10 protein-coding genes and 1 riboswitch are annotated in these 11,538 nt (G+C 35.8%); of the genes, 1 reads left to right on the plus strand and 9 read right to left on the minus strand.

The window, feature by feature from the left end; translation table 11 throughout:
• Window positions 1–167: 167 nt before the first annotated feature.
• Window positions 168–1,184 (plus strand): mechanosensitive ion channel family protein, encoded by a 1,017-nt coding sequence (locus DFR79_RS15445; protein WP_133516362.1) that lies wholly within the window; start codon window positions 168–170, stop codon window positions 1,182–1,184.
• Window positions 1,185–1,353: 169 nt separating this feature from the next.
• Here DFR79_RS15445 and DFR79_RS16205 read toward each other — a convergent pair whose 3' ends face one another.
• The 9 genes from DFR79_RS16205 to msrB all read right to left on the minus strand — a co-directional run bounded on the left by DFR79_RS16205 (window position 1,354) and on the right by msrB (window position 11,343).
• Window positions 1,354–1,500: a hypothetical protein gene (locus tag DFR79_RS16205; RefSeq protein ID WP_166638084.1), complete on the minus strand. Its 147-nt coding sequence runs from the start codon at window positions 1,498–1,500 to the stop codon at window positions 1,354–1,356.
• 4 nt (window positions 1,501–1,504) lie between these two features.
• A complete protein-coding gene (gene recQ / locus DFR79_RS15450; RefSeq protein ID WP_133516363.1) occupies window positions 1,505–3,286 on the minus strand; it encodes a DNA helicase RecQ in 1,782 nt (593 codons plus the stop codon).
• Between the two features lie 74 nt (window positions 3,287–3,360).
• Window positions 3,361–4,458 (minus strand): alpha-amylase family glycosyl hydrolase, encoded by a 1,098-nt coding sequence (locus DFR79_RS15455; protein ID WP_133516364.1) that lies wholly within the window; start codon window positions 4,456–4,458, stop codon window positions 3,361–3,363.
• Between the two features lie 165 nt (window positions 4,459–4,623).
• Window positions 4,624–5,352 carry a pyruvate formate-lyase-activating protein gene (gene pflA, locus DFR79_RS15460; protein WP_133516365.1) on the minus strand — a complete coding sequence of 243 codons (729 nt, stop codon included), beginning with the start codon at window positions 5,350–5,352 and terminating at the stop codon, window positions 4,624–4,626.
• Window positions 5,353–5,434: 82 nt separating this feature from the next.
• Window positions 5,435–7,663, minus strand: coding sequence for a formate C-acetyltransferase (gene pflB, locus DFR79_RS15465; protein ID WP_133516366.1), 2,229 nt, complete (start codon window positions 7,661–7,663; stop codon window positions 5,435–5,437).
• Window positions 7,664–7,949: 286 nt separating this feature from the next.
• A riboswitch (ZMP/ZTP riboswitch) is annotated at window positions 7,950–8,034 on the minus strand.
• Between the two features lie 81 nt (window positions 8,035–8,115).
• Window positions 8,116–8,733, minus strand: a complete 618-nt coding sequence (locus DFR79_RS15470) for a cyclase family protein (RefSeq protein ID WP_133516367.1) — start codon at window positions 8,731–8,733, stop codon at window positions 8,116–8,118.
• A gap of 40 nt (window positions 8,734–8,773) precedes the next feature.
• On the minus strand, window positions 8,774–9,244 hold the full coding sequence (locus DFR79_RS15475) for an HAD family hydrolase (protein WP_133516368.1): 471 nt from the start codon (window positions 9,242–9,244) through the stop codon (window positions 8,774–8,776).
• A gap of 75 nt (window positions 9,245–9,319) precedes the next feature.
• On the minus strand, window positions 9,320–9,856 hold the full coding sequence (locus DFR79_RS15480; RefSeq protein WP_133516369.1) for a macro domain-containing protein: 537 nt from the start codon (window positions 9,854–9,856) through the stop codon (window positions 9,320–9,322).
• 290 nt (window positions 9,857–10,146) lie between these two features.
• Complete coding sequence (gene msrB / locus DFR79_RS15485) at window positions 10,147–11,343, minus strand: peptide-methionine (R)-S-oxide reductase MsrB (RefSeq protein ID WP_133516370.1); 1,197 nt, start codon at window positions 11,341–11,343, stop codon at window positions 10,147–10,149.
• Between the last annotated feature and the right edge of the window lie 195 nt (window positions 11,344–11,538).

Here is an 11,538-nt window from a genome sequence, read left to right on the forward strand (position 1 = left end):
AAAGTTAGTGGATTGCAGAGAGCAATAAAGTCTCTTGCATTCTAAAATATTTAAAGGGAGTCTTAATCTATTTCCAAAAGCTACTTGACACAATCTTTTAAAACTATTATTTGAATTTCTTTTCTGCAGGATTTATAATTATAGTAATTGAAAGAGGTGATAAACTAATGTATCTTAATTTTTTAATTTCTTTAGCTGCATTTACCGCCGTTTATTTTATTCTGCTCTATTCAACCAGATTTATTTTGAAAGATCTAAGTCAAAAGCGCTATCAACAAATCAGAAGCAACCTTAAAGTACCTTTATTATATTTATTTTTGAATACAGCTTTACTGATTCCCTTTTATTATCTTGAACAGAGTAATGGAATTTTAAATTTTTTAAATCATTTTTTTAGAATTACAATTATTTTTTTAATCAGCTGGTTTCTCATGAGATTAATGCACTTGATAAGGCTTTATCTTGATGACACTCATAAAATTGATGCCAGCAATAATTTACGCGCCCGAAAAATACATACTCAATACAGAATTCTGGAACGAGTAATTAAAGTTTTAATTATTTTTATTGCAGTTTCAGCAGCCTTAATGACTTTTGATTCGATCAGACAGGTTGGGATTAGTCTTTTTGCCTCTGCTGGTGTTGCCAGTATTATAATCGGTTTTTCGGCTCAAAAAATTATTGCTTCAATTATTGCCGGAATTCAGCTTGCTATTGCTCAGCCAATTAGAGTCCAGGATGTTGTAATCGTTAATGGTGAATGGGGTTGGATTGAAGAAATAAATTTAACCTTTGTAGTAGTTAAGGTCTGGGACCGCAGAAGACTAGTAGTGCCCACAACATATTTTATTGATAATATTTTTCAGAACTGGACCCGAAAGTCTTCCTTTATTCTGGGAACGGTCTTTTTATATACTGATTATACAATCTCGGTTGATGCAATTAGAGAAGAACTGGATCGACTCTTAGAAGATAATAAACTCTGGGATGGAAAAGTAAAAGTAGTTCAGGTCACAGATGCCAGCGAAAAATCAATGGAACTCAGAATTTTAGTCAGTGCAGATGACTCACCAACCGCCTGGGAATTAAGAGTTTATCTGCGAGAGAAGTTGATCAAATTTATCCAGGAGAACTATCCGGAAAGTTTACCTCGAACCAGAGTTGAATTTCCAGAAAATCAGTAAAATCATCAATAAAATATTTTTTAAAAAAACGCCCATACAAAATATTATGTATGGGTACACTTTTTTATATGGCATTACGCTTTTGTTTATGAAAGATTTAATGACTGATAAATCAATCATTAAGCTATTAGATTTTATATTAAATTACTTCGAAAAAATATTTGTTTATTTATTTTAAAACATAGCCTACAATACCGCTTACTAATACTGCCAGAGACATAGCAGGAATAAAATCCAGATTAAAATATTTGATAATAAAAACGAGAACCAGCCCAACACCGAAATAAATAAAATTTTTCTTAGTTTTATCCGTCATTTTATCATCCTTTTTGTGAGTTTATATTTTCTAAAATTTCATCCAAAAATTGTTGTCCATAACGCTCAAATTTTACTTCTCCGACTCCACTTACCTTTAACATTTCTGCTCTGTCCTGAGGCAGAATCCTGCACATATCTTTTAGAGTGCTGTCATGGAAAATGATATAAGGAGGTACACCTTCTTTTTGAGAAATTTCTTTTCGCACACTTTTTAAAATAATAAAAAGCTCACTGTCCTCACTGACTTTCTGCTGTTCTTTTTCCATTCTCTTTTCTACTTTAAGTTCACCATTCATAATTTGATAGGACTTTTTATTCAACTTTAAAAGTGGATATTTAGCTCCTGATTGACTTAAATAATCATCAGCAATCAGCAGATTGATTAGATTCTTAATTTCTTTAATTGTGTAATCAGGCATAATATTATAGGTGGAAAGCGAATCAAAATTGGATTCTAAAATTTTCTGGCTTTTAGATCCGGCTAGTACTTTTGCTGTGACAGTAATTCCCCAGCGCTGATCAAGTCTGTAAACACAGGATAATATTTTTTGGGCTTCAACTGTAATATCCTTTAGTTCTCGATCATCATTACAGTTACTGCAGTTACCACAGCTCTGAGCAACTTTGCTGTCACCAAAATAGTTTAAAATATATGAGCGCAGACATTTGCTGGTGTGACAGTAATCTACCATCTGCTGTAATTTATTTAAATGTTCTTCTTTCCTTTTTGAAGAGGATTCTACCTGCTCAATTAAAAATTTCTGAATATGTTTGTCTCCTGGAGCATAAAGCAGAATACAATCTGCAGGCTCTCCATCTCTACCGGCACGTCCGGCTTCCTGATAATATGATTCCATATTTTTGGGCATATTATAATGGATAACAAAGCGGACATTGGATTTATCAATTCCCATACCAAAAGCATTTGTAGCTACTACAATCTTAATTTTATCATAGATAAAATCTTCCTGGGCGTCTGTCCGCTGTTCCTCTGAGAGACCTGCATGATAACGACCGGCCTCATAATTTAAATCAGAAAGCAGCTCATATATTCTATTAACTTCTTTTCTGGTTGCAGCATAAATTATTCCCGGCTGTTCTGAATTAACTTTAAGGTAATCCTTTAAAAACTGATCCTTATCTATTCCCTTCCTCAGTTTGAAGCTTAAATTTGGCCTGTCAAAACCGGTGGAATAAATTTTAGGATCCTTCATCTTAAGCTGAGTACTAATATCGTTTTTTACTGCTGGGGTTGCTGTAGCAGTAAAAGCAGTTAAAATTGGCCGGGGATTTAATTGTTCTACAATGCGGGAGATATTTAAATAGCTTGGTCTAAAATCATGTCCCCACTGTGATACACAGTGAGCTTCATCAACTGCAATCATTGCTATCTTAAGCTGCTGTAAAAGATTAAGAAAACGCGAAGAATTTAATCTTTCCGGAGCAATATATAGCAGTTTATATTCACCAGCTGCTGTCTTAGCAAGTCTCTCTTTTAACTCTCGAGTACTTATGGAACTGTTGATATAGGTCGCTTTAATTCCCATTTCCTTAAGGGCATCTACCTGATCCTTCATCAGAGAAATCAGAGGAGAAATAACAATTGTCACCCCTTCAAAAACAAGTGCGGGAATTTGATAACAGAGAGACTTCCCCGAGCCAGTCGGCATAACAGCAACCGTATCTTTTGCCATTAAAATGCTTTCTATAAGCTCCTTTTGCCCTTTTCTAAAAGAACTAAAGCCGTAATATTTTTCTAAAATGTTTTCAATATCTGCAAGCATAAAAAATCCTTCCTGCTTTTCTAATTTATTAATTAAGTTATCTATCAATCCAACAATTTATAACTATATATGTTTTAATCCTGTACAAAAATTACGTAATCTCTACCCGACACTGTCAAGCCAGAAAAATGATAATCATTTACAGCATTATTGATAATTAAATTATATCTGCCGCGCCTGGCATGATAAATATCATCTGTTAAATCAATAATTTCTAAGGGCAGATCGCTGGAGTTTTTTCTTAAATTTATCAATTGATCAAGTTTTTCTTTTAAACCATATCTAAAATAATCATTCCAGTAAATAACCGCCGGATTATCCTGAAAAAGAATATAGGCATAGCCCAGTTCCTTATTGGTGATGATTGCATCTTTATTAAAATCTCTTTCGTCTCTTTCTATATCATGATTGGAAAGAAAATTAACCTTATTCTTACTGGAAACCCCCTCTAAACTGCGGATGGGAAACAAGGGATCCATACACATTTCTTTAATGCTGTAATAGAGAGGGAAATTAAATAAATTTAACTTGCTGTGGTCAATAAATTCCTTTAAAATCCGGTCATCACCATCCCAATACTCCCCAACCATAAATGTCTTCTCTCTGAATTCATCTGCAAATTCTTTAGCAAAATCCCAGCGCATATCTTTTAGGTTGTCAAGACGAAAGCTGTCAAAGCCAATTTCAGTTTTTAGCCATTTAGCCCAGTTAATCAATTCCTTTTTCATATATTCGTCATCAGAATAATAACAGATCGTTTCTCCAAAATTATTGCGGCAGCTGCAGTCACCACATTCATGACAGAAGTTATTATGATTTTTAGGAAAGCTTTTTTCCTCAAATCTAGTGTAAGTTTTTTCTTTAAAGTGTGGATTCCATTCTCTGTCACCACCAAGCATATGGCCTAAAACTAGATCTGCCATCACTTCCACTTCATTTTCGTGTAATTTATTGATTAATTTTTTTAAAGTCTTCTTATTACCAAACTTAGAATCTAAATTATAGTGTTCTTTGATATCATAGCCCATTGAGTTTTTACCATTCATCCCTTTTGAGGGAGGTGGCAGCCAGACTGTGTCAAAACCCTTAATCGCTATATCTTCAACAATAGATGCTATTTCTTCCCACCAGTCATCCAAACAATTCCAATAAAACGCCTGTAAAATCAGCATCTTTCTTTATCTCCTAGTTTACTTAGCTTTATTTTAATAATAATCATTAGTGTTAGATAATTATAACATAAATAGCGTCATAAAAACAGCGAACCCCAATTGAGACTAATCTCAATCAGGGTTTTTATATTAGATATTTGAATTCAAAACCGTTATTTGCCCGGGTCAGGCTATATTAATTTTATAATTCTTAAATACTGCATTCAGTTCTGCCATCTTTTTCTCAGTAGGTGGCTCAACAGCAGCCAGCTTATATTCCATCCCTAAATTTTCCCATTTGTGTTTTCCAAGTTCATGGTAGGGCAGCAGTTCAATTTTTTCTAAATATTTTTTCTGCTGTAGATATACTGCAAACTCTTTCATTTTTCCCAGATCATCAGTAATTCCGGGAACAATAACCTGCCTCACCCAGTAGGGCTGTTTTTCTTCTTCCAGCAGCTCCACTAGATTTAGAGTTTTCTGGTTGCTGACTCCCGTCAAATCTCTGTGGACTAAATCGTCCATTGTCTTGATATCCAGCAGGACAAGATCCAGATATGGCAGCAATTTTTTGAATTTAGCCGGATCAACAAATCCAGAAGTATCAACTACAGTGTGCAGTCCTTCTGCTTTTGCTTTTTTAAGCAAATCCAGGGTGAAATCCAGCTGCATTGTCGGTTCTCCTCCAGAAATTGTAATTCCTCCACCAGAACGTTCAATATATGGTTTTATTTTTTTGATTTTTTTAATTAATGATTCAGTTGTAACTTTTTTACCTTCTTTTAATTTCCAGGTGTCAGGATTATGGCAGTACTGACAGCGCAGGGGACAACCCTGAGTAAAAACAACAAAGCGAATCCCGGGGCCATCAACAGTGCCCATACTTTCGGTAGAATGAATATATCCTTCAGCCATAATGACCTCCTTTGTTGAGAGAGTTGAGAGAGTGAGAGAGTACCGGGTACTTGGAAATTATTTCCAAGTACCCGGTACCTGTTTATATCGATTTATGGAAAGTTCTTGCAATTACTTCCTGCTGCTGTTCTGGTGTTAATTTGATAAAGTTAACAGCATAACCAGAAACTCTAATTGTCAGCTGAGGATATTCTTCAGGATGCTCAACTGCATCAAGCAGAGTTTCTCTTCTTAAAACATTAACATTTAAATGATGGGCACCCTGATCAAAATAGCCATCCAGAATTGAGGTTAAATTGTTCTGCTGGGCAGTTTCAGTTTTACCCAGCGCTTCCGGCACAATAGAAAATGTATTGGAAATTCCATCCTGGCAGTATTCATATGGTATTTTTGCAACTGAATTAAGTGATGCTAAAGCACCTGAAGTATCTCTGCCGTGCATTGGATTGGCTCCAGGAGCAAAGGCTTCTCCAGCTTCGCGTCCATCTGGAGTAGCACCAGTTTTCTTACCATACACTACATTTGAGGTAATAGTCAGCACCGACATAGAGTGAACTGCGTCTCTATAAAGCTGATGCTGTTTAAGCTTATTAATAAATAGTTTTACTACTTCTACAGCCAGCTGATCAACACGATCATCATCATTACCATATTTAGGGTAATCTCCATTGATTTCAAAATCAATAATCATTCCCTCTTCGTCTCTGATCGGCTTAACCTCTGCATATTTAATAGCACTTAAGGAGTCAGCAATAATTGAAAGTCCTGCCACTCCAAAGCCCATTATCCGCTGAACTTCTGTGTCATGGAGTGCCATCTGCACTGCCTCATAGGCATATTTATCGTGCATATAATGAATAATATTTAGAGCATCCACATATTTTTCGCTCAACCAGTCAAGAAAACGGTCAAAATTATCCATCACCTTATCATATTCTAAAACATCGCCTTCATAAGGTTTAAATTCAGGTCCCACCTGAGCTCCTGTTTTCTCATCTTTACCACCATTTAAGGAATAAAGAAGTGTTTTAGGAAGATTACATCTTGCTCCAAAATACTGAATATCCTTACCCGGTGTCATCGCTGATACACAGCAGGCAATTCCGTAATCATCAGAAAAGTTAAGGCGCATCAGGTCATCATTTTCATACTGTAAGGAACTTGTATCCTTAGAAACCTTTGTGCAGTAGTTTTTAAAGCTTTCCGGCAGTTTTTCCGACCAGAGTATGGTCAGGTTTGGTTCTGGTGCCGGACCAAGATTATATAAGGTGTTTAATATTCTGTAGCTGGTCTTAGTTACCAGTGGTCTGGTATCAATTCCAATACCACCGAGCACAATTGTTACCCAGAGTGGATCGCCACTGAAAAGCTCATTATATTCTGGAGTTCTCAGCTGTCTGGCCAGCCTCAATTTAATAACAAAATCATCTATAATTTCCTGTGCTTCTTTTTCTGTCAGTTTTCCGGCTTCCATATCTCTTTCAATATAGATATCAAAGAATTCTGCCACTCGACCAAAGGACATTGCTGCCCCATTATTTTCCTGAATCGCAGCCAGATAAGCAAGATAGGTCCACTGGACAGCTTCTTCTGCATTTTCAGCCGGACGAGAAAGGTCACAGCCGTAAGTTTCTCCGAGTCCCTTCAACTTTTTGAGAGCTCTGATCTGTTCACTTACTTCTTCCCGCAGCCTGATTGTTTCCTCAGTCATCGGACTTTTCAAATTGGTCTTATCTTCTTTTTTTGCTTCAATCAATCTATCCACACCGTAAAGTGCTACTCTTCTGTAATCACCAATAATTCTTCCCCGACCATAAGCATCAGGTAAACCAGTAATTACACCAGAGCGTCTAATCTCTCTAATTTCTGGAGTGTAAGCATCATAAACTCCATCATTATGTGTTTTTCTATATTTAGTAAATATCTCATCTATCTCGGGATCTACTTTTTCGCCGTAAGCTTCTGCTGCCTGACGGGCCATTCTGATCCCACCATAGGTATTTAATGTTCTTTTTAAAGGTTGATCAGTCTGCAGACCAACTATTATTTCTTTATCCCGGTCTATATAGCCGGCATCATAAGCGTTGATATCTGCAACTGTTTCTGTATCAATAGCAAGCACACCATTATTTTCTCTTTCTTTTTTCAATAAATCGGAAGTCTGCCGCCAGAGATCCTCTGTTCTTGCAGTAGGACCTTCTAAAAACTCAGCTCCACCTGTATAAGGTGTATAATTCTGCTGCACAAAATTTCTGACATCAATTTCTTCTTCCCATCTTTGACCCTTCAATTCTAAAGTATCAAATTTCATCAAAAATCCTCCTCTTTTAGTCTTATAATCTTATTGGCTGCTTAAAAGATTTTTATAATTTTTTGTGAATATTTGATTGTAATAATAGTTTTTATAATGTAAATTATAATTAATCTTTTAAACTGAATTTCATTTTTATTTTAGCAGAAATAATTACCAGCGTCAAATCTTGAGTATTCTACTATGTTTTGAAATTTTACCATTATTGTAAATTAGATTACATTTACTCCGATTAAGTCTAAAATCTTCTGTTAAACAAAAAAATCGCCCCCCGGATATAGATTTAACTCAATATCCAGGCGGGCGATTTATTAAAGATTATATTCCCCTATGGTTAGCTCCATATTTATCCGCCAGTCATATAATCCTTTATTCAAATTTTATATTACAATTATTAGCCTAGTTTTATATTACAATTATTAGTCTAGCAGATAGTTAGCTTACTGTCAAATCTAAATTTCGGCTGCCACCCGGCAGGGAGCTGCTTCTGCTCTAACTTTAAGCGGAAACACAAAAAGCTTAAATGATTCTATACCCAGCAGTTTTTCCAAATTACAGAGGTTTTCCAAAATAAAAATATCATTTTCAAATAGTTTTTGATGAATTTTAAAAGGACTGTGATCTGGGGAAGGCATATCAAATCCCAGTAGTTTAATTTCCTTAGCTATTAAGAGGTCTGCTAACTCTTCCGAAATAACAGGATGCTGCTTATAATACTTTTGATTTCCGTATTCCTCTGCAAATCCCGTATAAATAATCACTATATCATTTTTCTCTATTGATTTTTGATACTCAGGCTTAAGTTTTATAATCTTCTGTCCGGCAGCATAGATCAACTTTGTCTGTCCAGAAAGGCTGTTAAGAGATATATCAGCAGCATTCCTAACATCTTCCAGCATATGAGCTGGTAGGTCCAGATGAGTCCCTGTATGCATCCCCATTTTTAAATTATGATTACAGTATCCATCTCGAGCAATTTTTTTATCATTTATTAATTCAACTTCGCGATCACCCGGGTAAACAGGCATTCCCTGATAAATTTCATAACTTAAATCAATTAGTTCTGACACAGTACACCTCCTTTTTAACTGGTTCCCAGAATAATTGAATTTACTTTCTTAAGGTCGCCTTTAGCCGCTCGGGATTAGAAATTATTTTAATTACATCATTAATATCTTTACTAATTAATTCAGCACCTAAAAGCGCCCTTTTCGCTGTACCTTCCGGTCCAATCACAGCAATTCCAAGTTCCGCATTTTTCAGCATCTGGGCATCATTATTTCCATTTCCAACAGCAATTACTTTTTTGCGGCCCAATTTTTCTACAAAATCTGCTTTAAATTTACTGCAGTCACAGTTATTAACCACTACCAGCTCTGCCTTTAATTCTTTTAGCAGTTCTTCTGCAGTCCCAAATGTATCAGCTGTTAAAATATATATCTCAAAATTATCTGCAAGTCTGTTAATCCCCTCTTTTACTCCCTCAATTAATTTGCCATCACAGGCAATAGTTCCATTGAGATCAAAAACAATTTTTTCTACATTAAAATTTTTACATCCTGGTATATTTATATTCAGCATATCTCCCTCCCCTTTCTCATCAGTAAATATATATGCTGTCAGTATAATCAATCACAGCGGTTGAATTAGTTGTCTTTACTCAATGAAAATTTTTTGTGCCTGGTTTTTATATACTCTAAAATCTCTGCTGCTGTATAAAACAAATCTTATAATTTCAATATTCTTTAATTCAGCTGCTGTTATTTTTATTGTTTCCAGACTGACTGCTGCAGCTTTTTCAATCGGATAACCGAAAGCCCCAGTTGAAATAGCTGGAAAAGCTATACTTTTAATTTTATACTCCTCAGCCAATTTTAATGAGTTTTGATAGCATTTTTCCAGGAGAGCAGCTTCTGGTTTGTCCCGACCATAAACCGGCCCTAAAGTATGAATCACATATTGATTGGGCAGATTAAAAGCTTCTGTAATTACAGCCTCACCAGGCTCAATTGGGGCCAGCGGTCTACAGGCCTTTTCCAGCTCCGGGCCAGCTTTTCTATGGATGGCCCCTGCAACTCCACCCCCAATTTTTAACTCAGCATTTGCTGCATTAACCACTGCCTCAATATCTTTTTGATCTGCTATATCTCCCTGAGTCAATTCTAATTTGAGATCACTTATCTCTAACCTCATTAAAATCCCTCCTTTTTACTTATCTTCTTCAGCTGATTTTAGCTCTGGCTTCTTCAAAATTGGATCCTAAAAAAATTTGTCTATATTTATCTAATTCTTTAACTGTTGATTTTTTCCTTTTTTTTATGTATTAATTAAAGCATAATAAAACTGACAGGTACCTAAAACTGACAGGTACCCGGTACCTGTCAGTTTTTGTCGTCTTATGTCATATTTTGTTGTATTAAACCTTTATTAGACATTTTTCGACACAAATCGAGTAGTTCCCGGTAGCTGTACTTTGCTTTAATTTAAAATTGATCTTCAAACTCTTCGTATCCCTCTTCTGCCAGGTCTTCAGCCGGAATAAACCTGAGTGCAGCTGAGTTAACACAGTAACGCAATCCTGTTGGCTCCGGTCCATCCTCAAAGACATGGCCTAAATGAGAATCAGCTTCTCTACTTCTGACCTCTATTCTGGTCATCCAGAGCTTTTTATCTTCAACTTCTACAATATTTTCTTCGACCAGGGGCCTGGTAAAACTCGGCCAGCCTGATCCGGATTCGAATTTATCTTTTGAAGAAAAGAGCGGCTCTCCCGAAACTAGATCCACATAAATACCCGGTTCCTTATTATCCCAATACTTATTATTAAAAGCAGGTTCTGTAGCATCCAGCTGAGTCACCTTATACTGCAGATCAGTTAATTGCTCTCTTAATTCTGCATTACTTTCCTCTTCCTTGATCTGAACATTGTCAGCATCCTCAGTCTTACAGAAAGTTACACACTCTTCTGGGTCAATATTATTTAACTTGAGTAATCTTTCCTGTAATTCAGTTGTTAGTCCTAATTTTCCTATATTTTTTATAATATTATCCCGTTCACCACTGCCTGAAATATAACCGTTTACCTTGGTTACAGCAGGAGAATTAATAAATTGTTTCATCGACATTTGATCCAAATAATGATTCTTAAAATCTTGCTGCTGCTGAAGTCTATATTTCTGATGATAATCTTCAGCTCGATAAAAATGATCCAGTTCTTTGATCACAGTCTCAATTTCTCTGCCGCTTTCAGCTTCCAGTTCTTCCTTAACCTCTAAAGCAGTTTTCTGCTGCTTTTTGTTTTGATAAAGAATCAAAGAGGCATACTGGGTGGAATAAGCGGGTGAGTATGGATTATGACTCTCAAAAAAGATTTCTACAAGTTCCCGGTAAGAAATCACTTCCGGATCATAATCAATCTCTATTGTTTCAGTGTGATCTTCTATCATCTGATAGGTTGGGCTTTCGGTTGTTCCACCTGCATAACCAACCCGGGTCCTGATAATTCCTTCTAAGGCTCCGAAAGATGCATCCGGTCCCCAAAAACAGCCGAGTGCAAGGGTAGCAGTCTCACTATTTACTGTTTCTAATTCCTGATCCAGAGGAATATCTGCTGCCAGCACACTACTGCCAACATTGAGAACAGCAAAAGTAACAATTAAAGCTATCAAAATATAATCCATTTTATCTACCTCCATATATTTAAAGAAAAGAATATTCAAAACATCTTACAATATATATAATAGTATTAATTACTAATAAAAGATAGTAAATAGATTACCCCAGAGATTCCGCAAATGATTTTTAAAAAATAAGGAGAATACCGTTCAAACAGTATTCTCAGCAGTAGTACCAAAATAAAGAATATTAGAAATATT

The sequence above is a fragment of the Halanaerobium saccharolyticum genome, from assembly GCF_004362045.1.
In the GTDB taxonomy this organism is placed as follows: Bacteria; Bacillota; Halanaerobiia; order Halanaerobiales; family Halanaerobiaceae; genus Halanaerobium; species Halanaerobium saccharolyticum_C.

Coding starts and splice junctions, on each gene's coding strand:
- DFR79_RS15445 (WP_133516362.1), top strand. CDS start 168: ATGTATCTTAATTTTTTAATTTCTTTAGCTGCATTTACCGCCGTTTAT.
- DFR79_RS16205 (WP_166638084.1), bottom strand. CDS start 1,500: ATGACGGATAAAACTAAGAAAAATTTTATTTATTTCGGTGTTGGGCTG.
- recQ (WP_133516363.1), bottom strand. CDS start 3,286: ATGCTTGCAGATATTGAAAACATTTTAGAAAAATATTACGGCTTTAGT.
- DFR79_RS15455 (WP_133516364.1), bottom strand. CDS start 4,458: ATGCTGATTTTACAGGCGTTTTATTGGAATTGTTTGGATGACTGGTGG.
- pflA (WP_133516365.1), bottom strand. CDS start 5,352: ATGGCTGAAGGATATATTCATTCTACCGAAAGTATGGGCACTGTTGAT.
- pflB (WP_133516366.1), bottom strand. CDS start 7,663: ATGAAATTTGATACTTTAGAATTGAAGGGTCAAAGATGGGAAGAAGAA.
- DFR79_RS15475 (WP_133516368.1), bottom strand. CDS start 9,244: ATGCTGAATATAAATATACCAGGATGTAAAAATTTTAATGTAGAAAAA.
- DFR79_RS15480 (WP_133516369.1), bottom strand. CDS start 9,856: ATGAGGTTAGAGATAAGTGATCTCAAATTAGAATTGACTCAGGGAGAT.
- msrB (WP_133516370.1), bottom strand. CDS start 11,343: ATGGATTATATTTTGATAGCTTTAATTGTTACTTTTGCTGTTCTCAAT.